The sequence below is a fragment of the Acinetobacter sp. UBA3025 genome (assembly GCF_002367915.1).
GTDB lineage: Bacteria > Pseudomonadota > Gammaproteobacteria > Pseudomonadales > Moraxellaceae > Acinetobacter.
In genome coordinates this window covers 1-22914 of sequence record NZ_DFDO01000224.1, presented here as the reverse complement: position 1 = coordinate 22914, position 22914 = coordinate 1, and the positions used below count along the sequence as shown (strand labels likewise).

Annotated in this window: 25 protein-coding genes and 1 tRNA gene; 18 read left to right on the top strand and 8 right to left on the bottom strand. The window is 43.5% G+C overall.

The features are described 5' to 3' along the window. Window positions 1-2 precede the first annotated feature (2 nt). A tRNA-Gly gene (locus tag B4J23_RS09490) sits at window positions 3-78 on the bottom strand. Between the two features lie 230 nt (window positions 79-308). Here B4J23_RS09490 and B4J23_RS09485 point away from each other — a divergent pair. The 5 genes from B4J23_RS09485 (at window position 309) to B4J23_RS09465 (ending at window position 3111) form a co-directional block, all read left to right on the top strand. Next, window positions 309-617, top strand: a complete 309-nt coding sequence (locus B4J23_RS09485) for a BolA family protein (protein ID WP_004780643.1) — start codon at window positions 309-311, stop codon at window positions 615-617. A gap of 9 nt (window positions 618-626) precedes the next feature. Then, window positions 627-1019 carry a SirB2 family protein gene (locus B4J23_RS09480; protein ID WP_291360226.1) on the top strand — a complete coding sequence of 131 codons (393 nt, stop codon included), beginning with the start codon at window positions 627-629 and terminating at the stop codon, window positions 1017-1019. Window positions 1020-1080: 61 nt separating this feature from the next. Further along, on the top strand, window positions 1081-1917 hold the full coding sequence (locus B4J23_RS09475) for a ParA family protein (RefSeq protein WP_291360224.1): 837 nt from the start codon (window positions 1081-1083) through the stop codon (window positions 1915-1917). A 13-nt stretch (window positions 1918-1930) separates the two neighbouring features. Further along, window positions 1931-2323, top strand: a complete 393-nt coding sequence (locus B4J23_RS09470) for a hypothetical protein (protein ID WP_108675631.1) — start codon at window positions 1931-1933, stop codon at window positions 2321-2323. A gap of 194 nt (window positions 2324-2517) precedes the next feature. Further along, window positions 2518-3111 (top strand): threonine transporter RhtB, encoded by a 594-nt coding sequence (locus B4J23_RS09465; protein WP_166134737.1) that lies wholly within the window; start codon window positions 2518-2520, stop codon window positions 3109-3111. A 25-nt stretch (window positions 3112-3136) separates the two neighbouring features. Here B4J23_RS09465 and B4J23_RS09460 read toward each other — a convergent pair whose 3' ends face one another. After that, complete coding sequence (locus tag B4J23_RS09460) at window positions 3137-3775, bottom strand: DedA family protein (RefSeq protein WP_034704672.1); 639 nt, start codon at window positions 3773-3775, stop codon at window positions 3137-3139. Between the two features lie 481 nt (window positions 3776-4256). On the opposite strand from B4J23_RS09460, the gene guaA reads away from it, so the two are divergent. Further along, window positions 4257-5825: a glutamine-hydrolyzing GMP synthase gene (guaA, locus tag B4J23_RS09455; RefSeq protein WP_104426908.1), complete on the top strand. Its 1569-nt coding sequence runs from the start codon at window positions 4257-4259 to the stop codon at window positions 5823-5825. Between the two features lie 68 nt (window positions 5826-5893). Here guaA and B4J23_RS09450 read toward each other — a convergent pair whose 3' ends face one another. From B4J23_RS09450 to B4J23_RS09440, 3 genes are all read right to left on the bottom strand, one after another. Further along, entirely contained in the window at window positions 5894-6391 is a 498-nt protein-coding gene (locus B4J23_RS09450; protein ID WP_291360219.1) for a GGDEF domain-containing protein, read from the bottom strand. After that, window positions 6330-7040, bottom strand: a complete 711-nt coding sequence (locus B4J23_RS09445) for a hypothetical protein (RefSeq protein WP_291360217.1) — start codon at window positions 7038-7040, stop codon at window positions 6330-6332. Before B4J23_RS09445 ends, B4J23_RS09450 begins: the two co-directional genes overlap by 62 nt. A gap of 235 nt (window positions 7041-7275) precedes the next feature. Further along, window positions 7276-8628 carry a GGDEF domain-containing protein gene (locus B4J23_RS09440; protein ID WP_291360215.1) on the bottom strand — a complete coding sequence of 451 codons (1353 nt, stop codon included), beginning with the start codon at window positions 8626-8628 and terminating at the stop codon, window positions 7276-7278. Window positions 8629-9123: 495 nt separating this feature from the next. Here B4J23_RS09440 and B4J23_RS09435 point away from each other — a divergent pair, with 495 nt between their 5' ends. The 3 genes from B4J23_RS09435 to B4J23_RS09425 all read left to right on the top strand — a co-directional run bounded on the left by B4J23_RS09435 (window position 9124) and on the right by B4J23_RS09425 (window position 11272). Continuing rightward, on the top strand, window positions 9124-10071 hold the full coding sequence (locus B4J23_RS09435; RefSeq protein WP_291360213.1) for a pirin family protein: 948 nt from the start codon (window positions 9124-9126) through the stop codon (window positions 10069-10071). A 32-nt stretch (window positions 10072-10103) separates the two neighbouring features. Next, complete coding sequence (locus tag B4J23_RS09430; RefSeq protein ID WP_180047783.1) at window positions 10104-10502, top strand: OsmC family protein; 399 nt, start codon at window positions 10104-10106, stop codon at window positions 10500-10502. Window positions 10503-10621: 119 nt separating this feature from the next. Beyond that, on the top strand, window positions 10622-11272 hold the full coding sequence (locus B4J23_RS09425) for a glutathione S-transferase (RefSeq protein WP_004780664.1): 651 nt from the start codon (window positions 10622-10624) through the stop codon (window positions 11270-11272). Between the two features lie 52 nt (window positions 11273-11324). On the opposite strand, the gene phoR is transcribed toward B4J23_RS09425, so the two are convergent. The 3 genes from phoR to B4J23_RS09410 form a co-directional block, all read right to left on the bottom strand. Further along, window positions 11325-12683, bottom strand: coding sequence for a phosphate regulon sensor histidine kinase PhoR (gene phoR, locus B4J23_RS09420; RefSeq protein WP_291360210.1), 1359 nt, complete (start codon window positions 12681-12683; stop codon window positions 11325-11327). Window positions 12684-12707: 24 nt separating this feature from the next. Continuing rightward, window positions 12708-13418, bottom strand: coding sequence for a phosphate regulon transcriptional regulator PhoB (phoB, locus tag B4J23_RS09415; RefSeq protein WP_291360208.1), 711 nt, complete (start codon window positions 13416-13418; stop codon window positions 12708-12710). Between the two features lie 221 nt (window positions 13419-13639). Continuing rightward, a complete protein-coding gene (locus B4J23_RS09410; protein ID WP_034171440.1) occupies window positions 13640-14332 on the bottom strand; it encodes a TetR/AcrR family transcriptional regulator in 693 nt (230 codons plus the stop codon). Between the two features lie 219 nt (window positions 14333-14551). Between B4J23_RS09410 and B4J23_RS09405 the strand changes: the two genes are divergently transcribed. From B4J23_RS09405 to B4J23_RS09365, 9 genes are all read left to right on the top strand, one after another. Next, on the top strand, window positions 14552-15400 hold the full coding sequence (locus B4J23_RS09405) for an SDR family NAD(P)-dependent oxidoreductase (protein WP_179992732.1): 849 nt from the start codon (window positions 14552-14554) through the stop codon (window positions 15398-15400). Window positions 15401-15585: 185 nt separating this feature from the next. Further along, entirely contained in the window at window positions 15586-16527 is a 942-nt protein-coding gene (locus B4J23_RS09400; RefSeq protein ID WP_171505607.1) for a TauD/TfdA dioxygenase family protein, read from the top strand. A gap of 118 nt (window positions 16528-16645) precedes the next feature. Then, entirely contained in the window at window positions 16646-17350 is a 705-nt protein-coding gene (locus B4J23_RS09395) for a Crp/Fnr family transcriptional regulator (RefSeq protein WP_180011599.1), read from the top strand. A 110-nt stretch (window positions 17351-17460) separates the two neighbouring features. Continuing rightward, window positions 17461-17676 (top strand): TOBE domain-containing protein, encoded by a 216-nt coding sequence (locus tag B4J23_RS09390; protein ID WP_159124130.1) that lies wholly within the window; start codon window positions 17461-17463, stop codon window positions 17674-17676. A gap of 13 nt (window positions 17677-17689) precedes the next feature. Then, complete coding sequence (locus tag B4J23_RS09385; RefSeq protein WP_291360202.1) at window positions 17690-19177, top strand: hypothetical protein; 1488 nt, start codon at window positions 17690-17692, stop codon at window positions 19175-19177. Window positions 19178-19201: 24 nt separating this feature from the next. After that, window positions 19202-20269 (top strand): ABC transporter substrate-binding protein, encoded by a 1068-nt coding sequence (locus B4J23_RS09380; RefSeq protein WP_291360200.1) that lies wholly within the window; start codon window positions 19202-19204, stop codon window positions 20267-20269. Between the two features lie 27 nt (window positions 20270-20296). Continuing rightward, window positions 20297-21151 carry an ABC transporter permease gene (locus B4J23_RS09375; RefSeq protein ID WP_291360229.1) on the top strand — a complete coding sequence of 285 codons (855 nt, stop codon included), beginning with the start codon at window positions 20297-20299 and terminating at the stop codon, window positions 21149-21151. A 10-nt stretch (window positions 21152-21161) separates the two neighbouring features. Next, a complete protein-coding gene (locus B4J23_RS09370) occupies window positions 21162-21923 on the top strand; it encodes an ABC transporter permease (RefSeq protein WP_284879610.1) in 762 nt (253 codons plus the stop codon). A gap of 18 nt (window positions 21924-21941) precedes the next feature. Beyond that, the gene (locus B4J23_RS09365; RefSeq protein WP_291360198.1) at window positions 21942-22754 is read left to right on the top strand and encodes an ABC transporter ATP-binding protein; all 813 of its coding nucleotides are present in this window, start codon (window positions 21942-21944) and stop codon (window positions 22752-22754) included. The last annotated feature ends 160 nt before the right edge of the window (window positions 22755-22914 follow it).

The window sequence follows — 22914 nt, the reverse complement described above, 5'->3', positions numbered from 1 at the left end:
TTTGGAGCGGGAAACGAGACTCGAACTCGCGACCCCAACCTTGGCAAGGTTATGCTCTACCAACTGAGCTATTCCCGCATGCCGTGTATAATACAGCATGCAAAAACAGGGTCAATAACTTTATGAAAAATCTTGTGTCGATTGCATAAAATAAAAGCAATATTCTCTGTGCTTCCAGACAATTAGACAAAATTTATGCAAAATTTAATGAAATCTCGGCACAATCAAATAATTGCAGACATTTCTTGCACCGAAATAGCGGATAGAACAGGGTATACTGGACCCATATCTTGAATCGGAGTCAGGCCATGAGCTTAGAACAACAACTGAAAGACCGTTTGGCACAATTGTCACCTACTTACCTGGAAGTCGTGAATGAATCTTCGGGTCATGGTGGATATTTTCCGGGTAAGGAATCGCATTTTAAGGCGGTGATTGTCAGTGAAGCTTTTGCCGGCCTGCGTGCGGTACAACGCCATCAAAAGGTCTATGCTGCGGCAGGTGATTTGCTGTCTAAAGATAAAATTCATGCCTTGGCAATTCATGCTTTCTTGCCTGAAGAGTGGACAGGACAGGATACGTCTAGTCCGGAATGTGCACATGCACCAAAAAACTAAGAGGACTTTATGGATACCCAGCTTTTAGTCAAGATTATTCATATGTCTGCGGCAGGACTGGCCATTGTGGCCATTCTTGCACGTGCTCTTACCTTGTTTGTGGGAACACAGGGCAATCAGCCTAATCCGAAAGCGCGTGTATTTCTGGTCGCTTTGCAGCACCTGGTGATTAGCGTGATTGCCTTAACTGGGATTATTGCCCTGTTTTTAAAGAATTTTGATGTACAGCCTTGGTTTTATGCCAAAATCATTTTATTCCTGGTGCTGATTTCATCCCTGGGCAAAGCCTATAAAAAAGATGATTCAATCCTGCTGGTACAACGCCGTGCTGGCTTATTTATTGCTGTGGTTTCACTTATTGTGATTATGGTATTGGTCATGATTAAGCCGAATTTTGGCTAAATTATTCATCAGTTAATGAACTAAAACATACTGATCATTAGAAAAATAAAGAGGGGTGTTTATGCATACTCGTGTGGTATTTAACCAAAAAGGTGGGGTAGGGAAATCGAGTATTGCAGTCAATCTGGCTGCAATCAGTGCGCATCAAGGGCTTAAAACCCTGTTAATCGATCTTGATCCGCAGGCAAACTCCAGCCAGTATTTACTAGGGGATGATGCAACTTATTCGAGTGACAAGCCGGCGCTGGAGCCAAATATTGAAAACTATTTTGAAGATGTATTGGGGAACCAGCAGAGCAAAAGCTTAATTGGTAATGCGATTGGCTCCATTCTCAAGACCCGGGCTAAAGGGCTGGAAAGTTATCTGCATCGATCACCTTTTAAAAATCTGGATGTCATTCCGGCAAGTCCGAGTTTGGGCACATTAGCCCATGCACTGGAATCCAAGCATAAGATTTATAAGCTGCGCGATGCCTTGCAACCACTTGCTGAGCATTATGACCGGGTGTTTATAGATACTCCGCCGGCATTCAATTTCTTTACGCTCTCAGCCCTAATTGCTGCAGACCGTGTTCTGATTCCGTTTGACTGTGATGTGTTTTCTAAACGGGCCTTACAAACCTTGATTGAGAATGTCATCGAAACTCAGGATGATCACAATGAACGTCTGGAAATTGAAGGCATCGTGGTCAACCAGTTTCAGGCTCAGGCAAAACTGCCACGCGAAGTGGTACAGCAACTGAAAGATGAAGGACTGCCGGTACTGAACAGCATGTTGCCGCCGTCGGTGCTGATGAAAGAGTCGCATCAAAAAAATCAGCCATTAATTCACTTGGCAACTGATCATAAATTGACTCAGGCCTATCAATCATTGTTCAATGAGATAGAGCAGCATTAAGATCGAGTTAACTATGAAACTTGTGAAAATAAGCCTGGCAATCAGCATACTTAGCTTGCTGAGTGCCTGTGCAACGACGGTCAAACCGACTTATGTTTCACCCACCCATTATCAGACCCTCAACTGTCAGCAGCTTCAGGGTGAATACAATCGTATTCAGCAGTATCTTGATAATGGTGTTGAGCCGCCTAAACGTACAGGTGTCGGCGTAGGGGTAGGCGTCGGTGGTGGCTGGGGCAGCCGTGGCGGTTGGGGCATTGGTCCGAGTGTATCAGTGAATATGGGACAGTCTTCCAATACCAAACGTACTGAAACGGCACGTCTACTGGGTGAACAGGAAGCTATTGTACAAGCTGCAAAATTTAAAGCCTGCCCGATTATTGTCCGTCAAAATACCAATAAATAGTCCTCTAAACATCAAAAAAATGCTGACTTTAGGTCGGCATTTTTTATATCTTAAAAGTGATTGGTCAAGTGACAGAGTTCACAGTATTTGCCAGAAAAAATGACCGATGCGCATAAAATTTTGAAAGATCTCGTCTTGTGATCAGAACACGAGATTGGTTAAGGTAATCACCTTGTCTGATATGTTTAACCACCATGATTGAAAACTGGCTCTTTGTTTTTGCAACAATAGCAGTGCTGATGATCCCTGGACCTGCCAATGCATTGGTGGCCAGTTCTGCCTATCAGCAGGGAACAGCCAAAACCAGTCTGTATATTCCCGTCATTTTGGTGGGGTATTTATATGCGATCAATGGGTGGGCTCTGCTGGTTCATCTGTTTTCACCGATCTGGCCCAGTTTTCAGGAACTGGTGCATGTGCTGAGTGCAATCGGTGTGGGCTGGATGACCTTCCATTTATTCAAGGCACGGCAACTGGAACAATATAATCAGAGTCATCCTCAAATCCGTCCCTGGCAGATGTTTAAGGGAACCTTGAAAAATCCCAAAGCAGCGCTTCTGGCAACCGGAATCTTACCGCTCTCTACTTGGGAAAGTCCGAGTAACTTTGTTCTGATCTTTGCAATTTTTACTGGGATTGCCTTACTTGTTGCGTTGTTCTGGATGATCTTCGGACAGGCGATTCTGGCGGGAGAGTCGGCAAAAAGAAAAGCCGACCTGATTTATAAAGGGTCGGCTCTGTTTTTACTGCTTTGTCTGGTGCCCTTGCTGATTAATTGGCTGGAGTAAATGTTCACTCAACACTTCTAGGCTTTCAGGCGATTTTATTTTTCTTAAGTTTCTGCTGAATAAAGCCAATCACACCTGGCATAACACTTAAAATAATGATGCCAAAAATCAGATGAGTGAAGTTGTCTTTGACGATTGGCATATTGCCGAATAGATAACCCAGGATCACAAACGAACTGATCCAGAGAAAGCCACCGATCATATTGTAAGTCAGGAAATATTTGTAATTCATACTTCCCGCACCGGCAACAAAAGGTGCAAAGGTACGTGCGAAAGGAATGAAACGGGCAAAAATAATGGTTTTACCGCCGTGTTTCACAAAGAACTGCTGGGTAGCAAGCAAATGCTTTTTATTAATAAAACGTGATTCAATCTCAAATACACGTGGCCCAATATATTTACCAATATGATAATTCAGGGTGTCGCCCAGCACTGCCGCAGTGAACAGTAGCGGAATCAGTACCCATGGATCCATAGCACCCGTTGAAGCCGCCAGCGCACCTGATGCAAATAGCAGACTGTCTCCCGGCAGGAACGGCATCACCACCAGTCCCGTTTCAACAAAAATAATCAGGAAAAGAATGCCATAAATCCAGATGCCGTAATTGGTAATGAATTCGAGCAGGTGATCATCAACGTGGAGGATAAAATCAAGCAGTTCCATAGGGAAAAAACAAGCGAAAAGGTGATCAAATCCTAACAGTCTGGGGCATGAAAGTCAGTACCGAAAAGGAAAATAATTGCCCGCTTATCATTGATGGGTAAATTAAAAATTTATCTTACAAACTAGCGGTGAATTCCTGCGAAAACAGGCTTAGCATGAAAACGTCATTAAAATAAAAATCAAAAGGTGGCTCCCATTTTCAATCCTAAACGCTATCAAATGAAGACAGTGATAGAGATAGATGAAATAAACTTTCAATAGCCACTTAACTGGCCGATCCTAAAATATTCAAATCCAAATAGCGTAAATACGCTGAATTCCGTGGAGAGAAGGGAAAGCTCTCTTGCTGAATCGAAAGCTTAATTCTATTTAAAGAAATAAACCGCTTAATTATTATGCTGATGGGAATAGTGTGCTTAAGCCTAATAAAAATGCTAGAATACGGCGCTTATCTTTCGTTTGCCTTTCATAGTTGTTTGTCATGACTACCAATACTCAAATTACTGAAGATCGTATCCTGATTCTGGATTTCGGTTCTCAATATAGTCAGCTCATCGCACGTCGTGTCCGTGAAGCTGGTGTATATTCTGAAATGTATGCCTATGACATGTCTGAAGAAGACATTCGCGCATTTAATCCAAACGGTATCATCTTGTCTGGTGGACCTGAAAGTGTTCACCTGGAAGGCAGCCCGCGTGCGCCGCAAGTGGTATTTGAGTTAGGTGTACCTGTACTGGGTATCTGTTATGGCTTGCAAACCATGTGTGAACAGCTTGGCGGTAAAGTTGAGCCAGGTACTGTACATGAGTTCGGTTATGCAGAAGTGGATATCGTGGTACGTGACCAGCTGATTGGTCAGCTGCAAGACCGTGAAAACCAGCTGCATGTCTGGATGAGTCATGGTGACAAGGTTGCACGTATTCCAGAAGGCTTCCAGGTGACTGCAAGCACGCCAAGCTGCCCGATTGCCATGGTGTCTGATGAAACTCGCCGTTTCTATGGGATCCAGTTCCACCCTGAAGTGACACATACTTCGAAAGGTGCAGAATTACTGTCTAACTTCGTACACCAGATTTGTGGTTGTCGTGGTCTGTGGACACCAGAACATATTATTGACCTGCGTGTAGAACAGCTTCGTGCACAGATTGGCAATGAAAAAGTATTGTTAGGTCTTTCAGGTGGTGTGGATTCATCAGTTGTAGCGGCACTTCTGCACAAAGCAATTGGCGATCAGTTGACTTGTGTATTTGTAGACAACGGTCTGCTTCGTTTGAACGAAGGCGATCAAGTGATGCAGATGTTTGCAGACAACATGGGGATCCGCGTGATCCGTGCTGATGCTGAAGACCGTTTCCTTTCTGCATTGGCTGGTGAAGTTGATCCAGAGAAAAAACGTAAAATTATTGGTCGTGAATTCATCGAAGTTTTTGCTGAAGAAGCACGTAAGCTCGATGGCGTAACCTTCCTTGCACAAGGTACGATTTATCCAGACGTGATTGAATCTGCTGCCAGTAAACAAGGCAAGGCACATGTCATCAAGTCGCACCATAACGTAGGTGGCTTGCCGGAAGATTTGGCATTTGACCTGGTTGAACCCTTACGTGACCTGTTTAAAGATGAAGTACGTAAATTGGGTACCACTCTAGGTTTGCCACACAGCATGATCTACCGTCATCCGTTCCCAGGCCCAGGCCTTGGTGTTCGTATCTTGGGTGAAGTGAAAAAAGAATATGCAGATATTCTTCGTCTGGCTGATGACATCTTTATGCAAGAACTTCGTGCAAGCGGCTGGTACGACAAAACTGCTCAAGCCTTTGCCGTATTCCAACCAGTGAAATCTGTGGGTGTGGTCGGTGATGGCCGTCGTTATGCATGGGTAATTGCACTTCGTGCAGTTGAAACCATCGATTTTATGACAGCGCGTTTTGCACATCTTCCATATGACTTGGTAGACCGCATTTCTACACGCATCATGAACGAAATTGCTGAAGTTTCTCGTGTGGTGTATGACGTTTCATCTAAGCCACCAGCAACAATTGAATGGGAGTAATTTTCTAACGAAAATTACTTATTAAAAGAGCGCTTCGGCGCTCTTTTTTATTATCTTTCAAATGACATTTAAGCTGGTTTAACCTGCCAGTTTTGAAGCTCTCCAAGCAAGCCCTGATCCAGTTCAGGATCATAACATTCCACTCTGTTCCGACCATTGGCTTTAGCTTGATATAGAGCAATGTCAGCCTGTTTAATCAGCGCCATTAAATCCGTTTCACTGCTTTCCAGAATGGCCGCACCAATTGAAACGGTGAAATCAAGACGATGCCCATGTTCCAGATTGACCACAATATTTTCGATTTTGTGTCTTAAACGCTCGGCAATTTTTAACGCATCATCTAGTGAAGTTTCAGGCAGGCATGCGATAAATTCTTCACCCTCATACCGTGCCAGCACATCATGGCGTCGCATTTCATTGCTTGTGGTCTGCGCAATCATCTGGAGTACTTGGTCTCCAACATCATGTCCATAACGGTCATTGATCTGCTTGAAATGATCGACATCAAAGACCAGCAAACTGATTGGAGCAGACTGTTTGAGATTCTTTTGGATCAGCTGTTGCACCATATTCAAAACAGCGTCTATTATTCAGGCCTGTCAGCGAGTCAGTATGGGCGAGATTTTCAAAAGTCTGACGATGATATTCATTCAGGGTATGTTGCAGGAATACTAAACGGGATTTTAATGTGGAGCTCCAGCTGATATATAAGCTGAAGGTCAAAACCGGCATATAGATCAGAGAAAACAAGAACATCTGGTATAGGTCAGCTTGGGTATTGAAATACACACCAATATAAATCACCAGTGTAATCAGACCGGAATTAATCAGGCTAGGCCAGAAGCGGATTTGCACACATAAATTGGCCAGGACAATAAAGACCAGTGAAGCATATTGATAAATGAGCGTATGCGGACTTTCAGACTGATTCAGATTAAAAAACCAGATTGCACTTGCTCCGATAATCGAGGTCGGCAACAGCAGGTCAAATACAGGCAAATTTCGGTAAAAATGATACATCCAGATGGTAATCAGCACGATCACCAAGGTATAGCCTAGCTTGGTCAGAATGAGCAAATTCATAATGTCATTCAGTACCAGAATATCGGCAAGGGTGTAGGAGGCATATGCCACCTGTGCAAATAGATTCACCTGTAAAAGATATTTTAAAGTGAGCTGTTTCTGATGGTTAAAGTAGGCAGGTTTTAAAGACACAGGAAATACGAACGAGAGGATCTTGAAGGGCATCCTGAAGCAGGAAGCGAGCTTCTTCTTCATATTTATCTGGCATATCGCCTTCCCACATTAAATCCAAAGAAATGAATAAGATGAATATTTATATTTGTATGAAAAATATTCTATTCTTTTAGGGATTATTTGAAAAGCATCACAAACAGATTTAGGCCTAATTCTTAAATTCTTGTCTAACAATCTTGGTTTTGCTATCAGGTTACAAAGTAGACCAAGACTGTTTCGCTTTATGATGAGCGCCAGACTGCTCCTGTTTATTCAAAGGTTTAAATACATTCCAGGGATTTGGAGAGAGCGGTTTAGTCGGTTGCAGCATATTAGGATGATAGACCCTAATCCGGTTTCTTCCCGCTTTCTTAGCTTCGTAAAGCGCAATATCTGCATGTTTAATCAGGTCTTCAAGTTCCTGCTGCGGAGATTCAAGTTCAGCAATACCAATAGAGATCGTGAACTGGATTTTCTGGTCAGAATTGATGTACATCACCTGCTTTTGAATCGAGCAGCGAATCCGTTCTGCAATCATCAGGCAGTCCTGTAGCTGGGTATCTTCCAGCAAGGCAATAAATTCTTCTCCACCAAAACGTGCCAGTACATCGCTAGAGCGCATTTCTTTACGGGTAATTTCAGCAATCAGTTGTAGCACCCGGTCACCCACATCATGACCATAGTTGTCATTGATTTTCTTGAAATAATCGACATCAAACATCAATAGGCAGGTGCTGGCAGGCTTTGGCCATTGATGGATTGAACGTTCCGCCATATCCACAAAATGACGACGATTAAATAACTGCGTCAGATCATCAGTATGAGCAAGATTTTTTAAGGTTTGATAGTTCCATTCATCCAGCAAAGTGCGTAAAAAAGAGCGCCGTATGTTGATGATATTATTCCAGTTGATATAAATACTAAACGCCCAGAGAGGCGTGAAAACAACGGCGAAAATAAAGGCCTGCGATAGACTCATGAGATGGGTTACCCCAATCATGATAAACAGGGCGATAAAAATAGAACAATACAGCGCACCCTTAAACTCGGTCTGTACACAGAGATTGGTAATTAAAACAAAGATCGCAGAGGCATAGATATAAGTTGACACATGCGGGCTACTCGACAGCAGGAGCAGGCTAATCCAGGTCGCTGCAGCCACAGTCGTGCCCACAGGCAAAATCATGTCCAGAACCCGGATATTCTTTTGATGCTTAAACAGGTAATAGCAGCAAAACATGACAGCAATGACCAGTGATACCCGGATCAGGCCAGACAGGAAAAACATGTCAGGAATAATAAAAATATCGGCAAAGAAATACAGCAAAAAGGCGATCTGCGCCATGTAATTAATCTGGCGAAGATTTTGATGACGATGCACATAAAGATAGTTATAAAAGTACTGCTGGAATTGCGCAGGAATAGGTGCAGCGCGATGTACAAGCGCATCTTCAATTAACTGGCGATTTTGCAGATCACATTCGGCCAACTTTAATGATCTATCTGTGGTCGAGTTTTGAAAAGACATATTCGCCGTTGAATATATATTTTCATTCGAGGATGACATGTCCTGATCCAATCTTATTTTTATTGGGCCCTATTATGAACCAAATGAATAAAAAACAATCTCCCTAGAATTAGGGGGTAGCACGATTTTTAGAAAGAAAACGTAACAAAATTTTTGTTTTGTGAACATAAAGCTAGACGGATCACATTTTTATAGATTGCTGATTTTAATCATTTATATCAATAAAAATAGGCGTTTCACGTGAAACATGAGCATGATGAATAAGTTGTTTTAAACGAACTGATGTAAGGTGCTTGAATGATTATATGATTCATCACCAAGATCTTGATTACAGTCTTTGGAAGACTGAAGTCTTTAAGCATTTGAACTGTTCTGATGAGTAGCACATTTTATACGTATCGAAATATTTCCAAAGATAGATTTTGCGGGTAGACGCGGTACATTGTTCTATGAGGTAGACATCTTGTGATGATCAGGGAAAGATGTCTTGATACAGCATACAGCCAGAATGAACTTGCCGAGGTCAGCTCAACCATGTCTAATAATAATGATATTGAACTGTCAAATTCAGATGATTGTGAAAAGTATATCAATCAGTTCATACAGGAAGTTCCTTTACGGCGTGCGGAAATCGGGCAGGGAACCGTCATTAAACGCGCCTTGCCGAGTCGGCATAAACGCATGATTGGCGCCTGGTGTTTTCTGGATCATGCCGGTCCCACTCAATTTCCTCAGGGAGATGGTCTGGATATCGGACCGCATCCGCATATTGGCCTGCAAACTTTTACCTGGATGATTGAAGGCACCATGATGCATAGTGACAGTCTGGGTAACCGGCAATTGATCCGGCCGAAACAGGTTAATCTGATGACTTCAGGCTATGGCATTTCGCATACAGAGGTTTCACCGGAAACCGAAACTAAAATGCATGCAGCACAGCTCTGGATCTCCCTGCCTGATGACAAGATCAATATGGCTCCGGCGTTTGATCATTATCCGGAATTACCTGTGATCGAAGAACAGGGCATTCAATGCACGGTTCTGGTCGGGGAATTCTTAAATACACAATCCCCGGTTAAAGTGCATACCGAGCTTTTGGGGGTGGATCTATTCGCTGCTGAAAGTACCCGTGCCCGTCTGAGTTTAGATCCAAGATTTGAATATGGTTTTATGGCCCTTGAGGGGCTGGCAAGTATTAATGAGCATGAACTGACTGAAGATAATATGGTGATTCTTGAACCCGGATTACAGCATGTGGATGTCGAAATTCATGCCGGTGGACGAGTCCTGCTGATTGGTGGAGAGCCGTTTGAAAGCCCTATTTTATTGTGGTGGAATCTGGTGGGTCGTGATGTGGAAGAACTTAAGCTGGCCCGTGAACAGTGGATGATGGGACACCCGCGTTTTGGCACCATTCCTAGTTATGATGGGCCGCGTATGGAAGCGCCGGCATTTCCAGAACATATGCGAGCATCCAAATAACTTTTACATAATCATAAGAACAAAGGATCAGTATGGCCCGTATCGCAATTGCCAAAATACAGAGCTTAACCATACCATGGCAGGGAGAAATCAGTCATGGCCAGCATCATTACCTGACTGATAAACCTGAATCCTTCGGCGGGCAGGATGCAGGTCCTGCACCTTATGATCTGCTTTTAGGCAGCCTGATCTCTTGCACCATGATTACTTTACGCATGTATGCCAAGCATAAGGACATTGAACTGGGCGACTTTCAGGTTGAAGCAGAATTTTTTGCCAATAAAGAAGGGCAGGAATGGATTGAACGACGCTTAAGTTTCGATATTACTCATGATTCGGCTTTGCAGCAGAAAATTCTGGAGATTTGTGCCAAAACCCCGGTGACCAAAACCCTGTTACGCAGTCTGGAGATTCGCACTAGCCTGATTTAAGCTAAAGAGGGTACGCTATATCCGGTAGGGAAAATGTAAGTAGACTAATAAACTCTTTAATCAGATCTGGACTTTTTGCTATGCTCACGCAGTAATAACAATAAAATCATGAGTCTAATATGCGTGTTTTACATCATCTCGAACAATCAAGATCATTTCGAATCATGTGGGCCTTGGAAGAGCTGGAACTTGATTATGAGATCAAGTATTACAAACGCCTGCCAAACTATTCTGCTCCGCCTTCTTTGAAACAGGTTCATCCTCTGGGTAAAGCCCCGATTCTGGAAGATCAGAATCTGGTACTGGCTGAGTCTGCCGCCATTCTGGAGTATCTCCAAGAAACCTATGATTCGACCCATCAGTTTCAGCCGATCAGTGCCGAGAACAAGGCGCAATACCGTTACTGGATGCATTATGCAGAAGGGTCTTTGATGCCTTTGCTGGTCATGCAACTGGTGATGACTAAAGTTCCTGAGCAAGTGCCATTTTTAGTTCGTCCGGTTGCTAAAACAATTTGTGAAGGAGTGAAAAAGCAGTTTGTACAAAGCCGTCTAAAAGACCATATCCAGTTTCTGGAAGATCATTTAAGCCAGCATGAATATTTTGCCGGTCGTTTCAGTTTTGCGGATATTCAGATGAGCTTCCCACTCGAAGCCATGCAAAGCCGTACTGGTAAAAGTTATCCGGCGATTCAAGCCTATCTGGAACGGATCTCGCATCGAGCAGCTTATTTCCGGGCCTTATCCAAAGAGCAGGCATTAAAGTCTTAAAACCTTCGCTAAAAAAGAAAAGGTGCGACTTGCACCTTTTTTTATTTTTGAATCAGTCCGGGAAACTGAGACGTTCTTTAGGAAAAATCACCTTAAAGGTGGATCCCTGATTTTCACGGGAATCAATTTCGAGCTGGGCCTGATGTTGCATCAGTACATGCTTCACAATCGCCAGCCCCAGTCCTGTGCCACCAGTACGGCGGCTACGGTCAGAATCTACCCGGTAGAAACGTTCAGTCAAGCGAGGCAAGTGCTTAGGATCAATCCCAATTCCGGTATCTTCTACGACAAAATAGGCCGATTCACCATCATCATGCCAGCCCATGGTGACAGTTCCACCTTTAGGCGTGTACTTGATAGCATTGGTAATCAGGTTACTGAAGGCACTGGCAATTTCCATATCTGAGCCGATCAGGTCACAGTGACTGTCAATGTCCAGATTTAGGGTATGGCCATAATCCACGTTATAGGCTTGCGCATCATCAAACAGCTGATTCATCAGATTAGGCATGTCAATAATCTGGTTCTTGGCAATATTCTTGTCATTTTCCAGACGGGATAGCAGCAACAGGTCATTGACCAGTGCATTCATGCGACGGGTCTGGGATTGCATCTGGTCAAAGGCGCGTTTCCAACGTGGACTAATATCTTCCTGATCGGTAAAGGTTTCGATATAGCCACTGAGCACAGTTAACGGCGTACGCAGTTCGTGCGAAATATTATCGACGAAGTCCTTACGCATCTGTTCCAGATTATGCATCCGGGTCACATCATAAGCGACCAGTAAGCGGCTTTCACCGCCAAAACGGGTCATTTTGATTTGCACATAATGATCTTCGAATATCGAAGACTTCATTTTAAGGCCATCAGGTGCATCATCAATATGATGATAGTAATCAATGAAATTTGGCTGACGTAACAAACTCAGGATATTACGGCCGCGATCTTCCTGACCAATCCCTAGTAAACGTCCTGCCGCCGGATTCCACCATTCAATCTGCTGGTTTTCATCAATCAGCACTACAGCTTCTTGAAGGGCGACTAGCGAGGATTGTGCACGGTCAATCAGCTCGACCATTTCAGCCTGAACAACGCGTTCCTGACGCTGGGCCCGATAAACATTGAACAGTAAAGCGCCCCAGATTCCGTTGATATTTGGCGGTATATCATAGGGACGGTTCGAGATCCATTCATTGACCAGGTAGAGTGAACGCAACTGTGTACCAAAGAAGGCAACAAAGGCCAGAACAATACAGATCCAGAAATAACCGATGCCTAGGCCAATACAACTGGCAATTACCAGGAAGAGAAGAAGGAGACGTAAATCTTGCTTGGCAAAATCCCATAAGCTGCTGTAACGAAGTCTTTTGTGCTCGTGTGACAGTTCGGGAACAGGATAGGGCTCATACATAAAACGAGATTTACCTAAAAATAATTAACCGAGTGCAACATCGACACGGGTCGAGAAACGGTAACCGGTGCCACGCACAGTTTGTACATAGCGGTCAGCGCCATAAGGTTCGAGTACCTTGCGCAGGCGACGGATATGCACATCAATGGTCCGGTCTTCAATATAGACGTTGCCACCCCAAACCTGATCCAGCAACTGCGCACGGGTATAAGCACGTTCCGGATGGGTCATGAAAAATGCCAAGAGACGATATTCAGTCGGTCCCATGTCCAGTATAGTATTGCCAAAATTCACACGCTGACTGACTGGATCTAATACCAATCCATTAGCATCAATGGATTTTTCACCGCTGAGGGCATTGGAGCGACGTAAAACAGCTTTAATACGTGAAACCAGCTCACGGGTCGAAAACGGCTTGGTCATATAGTCATCGGCACCGGCGTCCAGTCCCTGAACTTTATGATCTTCTTCACCACGCGCGGTCAACATGATGACCGGAATTTCGGACAGGTTTTCATCACGTTTCAGACGACGACAGAGATCCACACCACTCACGCCACCTGGCATCATCCAGTCCAGCAAAATCAATGCTGGACGCTGGTCCACAATCATTTGATGAGCCTGCTTGGCATCTTCTGCCTGTAAACATTGAAAGCCCGCCATATCCAGAGCAGTATGGATCATTTCACGAATCGGCAGTTCATCATCAACAATAAGAATGTAGTCATCTTTCACAGCGCAATACCCTATTTCATGCAAACGGTGGACCGTTTTATATTTATGACAGGCTTATTACAAAGATTAATTATGACAGTATCATTGCAGAATAGGTAGTTCTGGGACTTTTTGCAAAGATTTGTCACAATTTAAGCTGTTATTTTATAAGAGGGTGTTAATTCAAAGGCTTGTAGATCACTTACAAGTAAATCTATCTGGAACTTATCTTGATTTAAAAATTATTTAACCGGATCTGCCGGTTTTTCTGTACCTAAAGTGTCTAATAAAGCAAAGAACACCAAGCTACAGGAAGACAGAATTTCTTCCAGTGACTGTTTAAAGCCGCTCATGACCCAGCGAATCGCAATTTGGGTGACATAACCATTAAGTCCGGTCGAGACCAGAGAAATCTCTCGTTCAGAACGATTCAGGTTCGGCATCATCAGCATGACAAAGGCCTGAATCATACGGTCGAAACGGCCCATGGTTTCATGAATCGTAGCCTGATTATGCAGTTCCTGCACCAGCATGGCATCGATATAAATAATTCGTGCCATACCCGGATTGTCACGTAAGGTCGTTAGCAAGGCAGTCAGACCGGCTTCGATCATTTTCTTTGGATCAGAAGAGGCTTGCATCATGGCCTGCATGACATTCTGCTGTAACTGGTCAATCAGCTTGAGGAAAATAGTCTGGAACAGATGTTCGCTTTTCTTAAAGGATTCATAAAAATAACGTTCAGTCAGTTTGGCTTCGTTACAGATATCCTTTACTGTGACTGAAAAAAAACCATGACGACCATACGCCTCGATCCCGGCCTCAATCAGCTTTTCACGACGCGCCTGCTGACGCTCAGCCATGGAAAGTCCTTTAAACTGGCGTTCCTTACTTTTACTTGCTAGTTTTTGTCCTGAATTTACTGCATCCGTCATAAAGACCATAGACTCATGTGCTTGAGATTTTAAGTATCTTATCAATAAATCCGGCTTTGACCTATGCTGAAATTCAAGCCTGAAAATTGGCCCGTAGAGACATGCTGGAATTATTGACAATATGGATTGTCAAAACTATATTGAAACAGTGTGCTGTATCCCTATGCGACAGAAAAACAGGCTGTCATGGAAGGGCAGTGTTTTAATCAAGGAAATTCAATGAAAAATTTTAATAATAAGGTCGCGGCCATTACTGGCGCAGGTTCAGGTATCGGCCAGCAACTTGCAGTGCTTTTAGCAAAGCAGGGCTGTCATTTAGCACTCAGTGATGTGAATGAACAGGGTCTGGCTAAAACCGTTGAGCTGTTGAAAGGTACTGATGTTCGTGTCACAACCAAAAAGGTCAATGTGGCTAATCTGGAAGAAATGCACGCTTGGGCCGCTGAGGTCGAGAAAGATCATGGCAGCGTGAATATGATTTTTAACAATGCTGGTGTGGCACTCGGTTCTACCGTAGAAGGCGCCAGCTATGAAGAGCTGGAATGGATCGTCGGCATTAACTTCTGGGGCGTGGTCTATGGCACCAAAGAGTTCCTGCCTTTAATCAAGAAAACCGGTGATGGTCATGTCATCAATATTTCCAGCCTGTTCGGTTTAACTGCCCAGCCGACCCAGTCCGCTTATAATGCCACTAAATTTGCCGTGCGTGGTTTTACCGAATCCTTGCGTCAGGAACTGGATATGGAAAACTGCGGCGTAAGCGCACTCTGTGTACACCCAGGCGGAATCCGTACCAATATCGCCATTGCAGCAAAAATGAATGACAGTATCCGTAGTCTGGGAATGCATCCGGAAAAATCTGCACAGAATTTCAATAAGCTGCTGCGTTGCCCACCGGAAGAAGCAGCGCGTCAAATTCTGGAAGCGGTACAAAAAGATAAACGCCGTCTGCTGATTGGAAATGATGCCAAAGCGATTGATTTAATTCAGCGCCTTATGCCAACTGGCTATCAGAAAGTCACGGCTTTAGCTACCCGCCTCGGCAAGCAGAAGAAAAAGTCAGCTTAAAACACCCTGATCAAAGCCCGCGTAAGCGGGTTTTTTTATGCCCGAAAACTTAAGCAGCTAAAGTATTTTATAAATCAAAAATGGTGCATAAGAATGTCAATAAATTGACAGCGTTAGATAAGCCGATTCGGCATGATGATTTTACAGACCGAAGGTCGACATAATTATAGATAGAGGAAATGATCATGGCTTATGAATATAAACACATCCAGGTACAACCAATTGGTGGCCGTATTGGCGCTGAAATCCAGGGCGTAAAACTGTCAGCAGATTTGGCTGATGAAGTGGTAAATGAAATCAACCAGGCATTATTGCAGCATAAAGCGATCTTCTTTAAAGATCAGCAACATCTAGATGATGTAGCCCAAGAAGCCTTTGCAGCACGTTTAGGCACACCGTTGAATCACCCGACTGTACCGGTAAAAGATGGCTCTGCACATATTCTGGAAATTGATTCACGCGGTGCACGTGCAGACAGCTGGCATACGGACATCAGCTTTATTGATGCCTATCCAAAAGCTTCTATCCTGCGTAGCGTGGTTGCACCCGCAGTAGGTGGCAATACCGTATGGGCAAATACAACCGCTGCCTACAATGATTTACCTGAAGAACTGAAAACACTGGCGGATAGCTTGCGTGCGATTCACAGCAACAACTTTGACTATGCTGCAAAAGTCAGTGTTCCAAAAGAAGCTTTGGAAAAATATAAAAACTACTTCAATTCAACTGAATATGAAACTGAACATCCATTAGTACGCGTTCATCCTGAAACAGGTGAAAAAACCTTGTTATTGGGCCATTTCTTTAAGAGCTTCGTCGGTTATAGCTCAAGTGAATCACGCCGTTTATTCGACCTGTTCCAAAGTTATGTAGAGAAGCTGGAAAATATTGTCAGCTGGCGCTGGAGTGCAGGTGATGTGGCGATCTGGGATAACCGTGCAACGCAACACCGTGCGATTAATGATTATGGTGATCAGCACCGTGTAGTACGCCGTGTAACTTTAGAGGGTGATGTGCCAGTCGGTGTGGATGGCCGTCCAAGCCGTGAACTGCGTAAAGATGTCAAGCAGGACATTAGCAACTTCCGCTATAACAGCGAAGATGGTATTTATGAAAAAGTTTCATAAGTAATTCTTATTCAATTGGAAACTTTGCATATAAATAGCTAAAGAATCAAGAATAAATGATTCGCCAGTCATTAATGATCCATCTAATATTTAAATAAAATATAGGGTGGATCATTTTATGAAAATTCATACTGCAAAAAATAATGTGGATTATGACATATTAAAAAATATATTTAAAAATATCTCTGAGGATAAGCTGGATTATATTTTAAAATATTCAACGATTCGAAAATATCAAAAAGGCGATTTGATATTAAATAAAGAAAATTGCCATACTGCTTTATATATATTGCTTGATGGGATTATCCAGATTGGATATTTAAGCCCATCAGGTCGTTTTCATGCCTTTAATTATTTCTCGGAAAAGCATCTGATTAACCTGCTTCCTTGCCTCAATACACAAGTGATTGATTATGATTATTATGCTTTTAATCAGGTCAAGGTCCTGCAAATTCCACAGCATATATTTATAGAAGAAATAAATGATAACAATCACTTAAAGCAGGATGCTTTAAATATTCTCAGCCGTCGGATGCAATATCTGATCCAGCAGGTTAAATTCCTGCAAGTCGCTAATTTACATCAAAAAGTATGCAAGGTTTTGCATGACCTTTCGATTCAGTACGGTCGATCTCATCCTCTGGGAACTGAAATTAAACTCAAGATCTCCCAGCATGATTTAGCAGATTTACTCTCTGCTTCACGCCAAACCATTAATAAAGAAATAAAGAATCTGGCCAGTCAAAATATTCTAGATTGGCAATATGAAAATATCGTGATTAAAAACAAAGAATATTTAAATTATCAGATTAACTGGATTTAAAATAATATTTTTGGATTTTATAAAATAATATATCAAAATCTATTTATATTATTTTTCTGCATATTAAAAATCATGCATATTAATTCCAACCAAAACAACAGGAATTAATAATGACAATTCAATCTATTAATGTGCGTAACCAGTTAAAAGGTACTATTCAGGAAATTGTAAAAGGTGATGTGGTTTCTGAAGTCGATGTGGTGACTGCTTCAGGTATTTTCACTTCGGTAATTACGACACGTTCTGTAGAAGAGCTGGATTTGCAGATAGGAAGTCAGGTGATTGTACTGATCAAATCGACTGATGTTTCACTGGCAAAACTGTAGGTGTGTCGATTGTATGAAGCAATATTTTAAACAAGGGGCAACGGTACTGACTCTGCTAAGCGCGAGTATTGGCTTAACGCATGCAGATGCGGAGGTAGGTCAGTTACAACAACAGGTCAGTCAACTCGAGCAGTCATTAAAACAATTAAAAACCCAGTTAGCGCAGATTCAGAATCAGAACGAAGCCGTTACAGAAGCCACTACTGCTGATGAGGCTGAACTATCTGCTGATGCAGAAACTGAATCTGATGATGACCAAAGTTTCGTGACACGTGCCGAGTTGCAAGGTCTGCAAAGCGATCTGGAAAACTATAAATATCAGGTACAACGTGACCGCGATACCAAAACGGCATTATCAACACGTCAACTGCTGATTAATGGAGTCGTGCAGGCTAAAGCTTCTTATATCGATGAAGCACAGCGCACTCCACCTACGGGTACCAATACCGGGATGGCAGTTCAAGACCGCCACTCTTCGTTTGATTTAGGTGCAGTCCAAATTGGTTTTATTGGCAATCTGTACAAAGACTATGAAGAAGGCAAAAACCTGGATTTCAATCTGCGTTTTGGTACTTCTCCACAGACAGGAACCAATAACAGTTATCTGAACTTATTGGATGCGCAACTGACTTATCACGTATTGCCAACCTTAAGTGCCGACATGGGGCGCTTGAGCGTTACTTTAGGTCAGCAACTGTTGCCATTTGGCCAGGAAGTTCAGGCCACTGAAGATTTGAAGCCCACCATTAACAATGCCTTGTTCAGTTTGCCGGGCCTAGGTTATGGACTGGCACTGCGTGAAGTCGGCTTGATTGTACGTGGGGATGCCTTACCAACCGTGGACTATGGATATAACTATCGCTCGCCAATGATTAGCTATGCCTTTGGTCTGGTGAATGGGAATGGTGCCAATAAATCGGATGACAATGATGACAAAAACTTTATTGGACGTCTGCGTTATACCTTGCCTGCGGAATATAACTCATGGCTGCGTGAACTGAGTTTTGGTCTGTCCTGGTATCAAGGCAAGAGCAATCTATTTGAAATTGATGGTACCAGCGCGGCCTTTGCTGGTAAGGGCGATGTGCTGCGTAAAGGCTTCGATATTTACTATAACCACCATCCATTCGGGGTGACCTATGAATATGTGCAAGGTGAAGATGACACCTACATTTCACAAACCGCACAGACCTATAAGCGTGAAAGTGAGTCGCATACAGGCACCTTGTTCTGGAACTTCGGTGAGCAGTTTGTCAAAGGCTTCCGTAATCAGGGCCGTTATGACGACTGGTGGCCAAAGTCTTACCAGGCTTTCTATCGCTACGACACCATTGATCGTGACAAGAATTTAGCCGATCAAACTGTTGATATTCACAGTCTGGGCCTGAATGCATTCTTTGCGGAAACCACCAAGTTTCAGATCAACCTGAACCATGTCAACAATGACATTACAAACAAGAGCTATAACGAACTGGTCGCACAATTCCAGTACGGATTCTAATTTTATATTTTGAGGAATTTTCACATGTTTAAATGGTCAAAAGTATTATTTGCTGGCCTTCTCTCCACAGCAACACTGGTGCCTGCTATTCAATCCTTTGCAGCAGAAGCCAGACCGACCGCGATTCGCCTAGCATCTCCATTAGTCGGCAGCGGTAGTCGTCCGGTGGGCTACGGTAACTTTTATTCCACTACACAAACCTTAGGTTTGCTGGAAAAAGAATTCCAGAAAGACGGGATTAAAGTACAGTGGAACAACTTCAAAGGTGCAGGTCCTGCGATCAATGAATCTTATGCCAATGGCCTGGTAGATATTACTTGGCTAGGGGACTTACCGGCTTTGATTGGTAAGGCTAGCCGTCTGGATACTAAGCTGATTTTAGCGGGCGGTACACATGACAATACCTATCTGGTGGTGGCACCGGGATCATCAGCCAAAAGCTGGGCAGATTTAAAAGGCAAACGTATTGGTTTCTTCCGTGGAACCAGCGTGCATCTTGCCTTGAACCAGATTATTAAAAAACATGGTTTTACTGAAAAAGACTTCCGCTTTGTCAATGTGGATGGTCCAGTTGGCTATTCAGCACTGGCGAGTGGTGATCTGGATGCTTTATTTACCAACCAGTCGATTTTCCCTGTGACTGATCGCGGTGTTGCCAAGCTGATTTATAGTTCTAAAAAGGAACCGGCACAGTACCAGAGTTCGGGTTATATTCTGGTTAATTCTAAATTTGAACAGAAGTATCCTGAGATCGTACAGCGCGTTGTGAATGTACTGGTCAAACAGGCAGCTTGGGATTCGAACCCAGCCAATAAAACTGAATTATTCAAAATATGGTCGAAATCAGGCCTTTCTTATAACACTTTTGTGCGCGCCAATGATGGTGTGGATCTAAAACGTCATAGTGCTCCGATTCTGGATGCTTTCAACGTTGCTGTAATTAAGAAAAAACTAAAAGCGGGTCAAGACTTGAAACTGATTCGCGGCAATATTGATGTTGATTCCTGGATTGAGCCGAAGTATGTCAATAATGCTTTAAAAACGCTGAATTTACAGAACTATTGGAAACCTCTCAATGCCAATGGGCAATAACCATCATGCCCTTGAGGAGGTTGAGTGATGTTACAGGAAATCGAGCTTGAAACAGCCAAGATACCGACACAGGACAGTGCTGCATCCAGATTGAACCGAAAAAGGATTCTGAATTTTTTAAAACAGAATCAGGTGTTCATATGGGGAATCGGAGCACTTTTCCCCATCGCGCTGCTCTATCTGTGGCATGTGTCGGTAGAACGGAACTGGGTGAATCCTTTATTGCTTCCTGCACCTGAACTGGTCTGGGTGGCCTTGAAAGATCTGTATCAAACCGGCGAACTGTGGAGCAATCTGAGTGTCAGCCTGAGCCGGATTGGCTACGGGTTCAGTGCCGGCATTGTACTGGCACTGGTCTTAGGTCTGACCATGGGACTATTGCGTCGAGCAGAAGCCTATATCTGGCCTACGTTTAAAGCCATTAATCTGGTGCCCGTGATTGGCTGGATTCCACTGTTAATTTTACTGGTCGGGATTGATGAAGCCCTCAAGATTATCCTGATCGCTAAAGCCGCGCTGGTGCCGATGACCATCAATGTATTTAAAGGCGTGCGCAATATTCCACAGCAATTGACCGAAGTCGCGGAAGTTTATCAGTTGAGCACCTGGTCCAGATTTAAAAATGTGGTTCTACCGGGTGCCTTTATCAGTTTTATCGGTGGCTTACGTTTATCTTTGGCAAGTTCATGGGGCGCTCTGGTTGCAGTAGAACTGCTGGCTTCAAGTGAAGGGATCGGTTATGTGATGGTCTATGGCCGTCAGATTTTCCAGCTCGATGTGGTGATGGCAACTGTAGTGGTGATTGGACTGGTGGGATTTGGCTTTGACGTCATTATCCGCCTCATACAAAAACAGTTCCGTGGTTGGGATCAGGCTAGATAGAGAGAACATCATGAAAAAAATAGATTATCGTGGCTGGGTCATTCCTCTGGTTCTGTGGGTTGCCTGGTTGATCGTGACCGCAAAACAATGGGTTGATCCTGCTTTGCTGGCACCGCCAGCTGCTGTATGGCAGGCCTTTGTAGAAAGCTGGCAGGCAGGCGAGGTGACAGAAAACATTATCGCCAGTCTACTTCGCAACATGGCAGGATTTATTGCCGGTGGAGTGATGGGTGCAGTGCTGGGTTTGGCCCTGGGTCTAAACGTCTGGCTGGATCGAATCTTTTCTCCAACGCTGAATGCTATTAAACACGTGGCTGTATTTGCCTGGATTCCACTGATGATTATGTGGTTTGGACATGGTGAAGTTTCAAAAGTGATATTTATTGCTTTAGTCGTGTTCTATCCGGTGTTCTTTAATACCTATGACGGGGTCAAGAATGTGCCGGTCAAAATTAAAGAAGTGGCGCAGATTTTCCAGCTCAGTCCGGTACGTACTTTTTTTAAAGTGATTTTACCTGCAGCAGCCCCAAGTATTTTTGCCGGTTTGAATATTGCGCTGGTGTTTTCATGGGTGGCGACCGTGGGTGCAGAATATTTCTTTGTGTCCTCGGTTGGCGTGGTCAATCCAATCATGGACGGACAGAACCTGTTCCAGATGGAAGTGGTGCTATATGGCATGGCCATTATTGCGATTGTCGGGCTGTTATTTTCCAAGGCAGCACAATTCTTTGAAAACTATAACTTACGCTGGCGTCAGGCGGCCAATAAATAAAAGATGTGAGATAACAACATGAATCAACAGGTGAATATTAAGGGTCATGTCGAGATCCAGAAACTCGACAAGTTCTTCCCTAAAGATGGGGAAGAGTTACAAGTGTTAGATCAGATTAATTTGAATATCCAGCCAGGCGAGTTCATTAGTATTGTCGGTAATAGTGGCTGTGGTAAATCAACCTTATTGCGGCTTTTGGTGGGCCTTGATGCCGAGTTTCAAGGCAGTATTTTGATTGATAGTAAACCGATTCAGGGCACCAGTCTGGATCGCGGTATTGTGTTTCAGGATCATCGGTTATTCCCATGGCTGAATGTCGAGCAAAATGTAGCTTTAGCGCTGGAAAAATCAGGCCTGAGCAAAGCCGAAAAGCAGGAACTCATTGATTATCATCTGGAACTGGTGCAATTGAGCCAGTTTAAAACTGCCTATCCAAGTCAGCTGTCTGGGGGGATGAGCCAGCGTGTGGCAATTGCGCGGAGTCTGGTGAATCGTCCACAAATTTTATTACTGGATGAACCTTTTGGTGCCTTGGATGCCTTGACCCGTGCCAACTTGCAACAGGAATTACAGCGGATCTGGCAGTCGGAAAAGATCACCTCTATTCTGGTCACCCATGATGTAGAAGAGGCGGTATTGTTAGGTGATCGCGTAGTGGTAATGCAACCCCATCCGGGACGAATCAAACGTATTGTGAAAGTGGATCTGGAACGTCCGCGTAAACGTGAAGACTACCGTCTGGCGGCCATTAAAAATGACATCTTGCTTGACTTCCAGGATCAGGTCGAGCTTGTGCCGCATGAATTAGAACAATATAAATTGGCCTGGTAAGCAGAGCCATTTGAATACCCGCATTCGCGGGTTTTTTATTGCCCTAAGCATTGTTGCGATTTGGTTGTTCGGAATATTTTAAATAACGTTTTCTAGAAGAAAAAAATTTTAAGACATTGAAATTTATTAATTTATTTCTAACGATTAAAACCTATATATG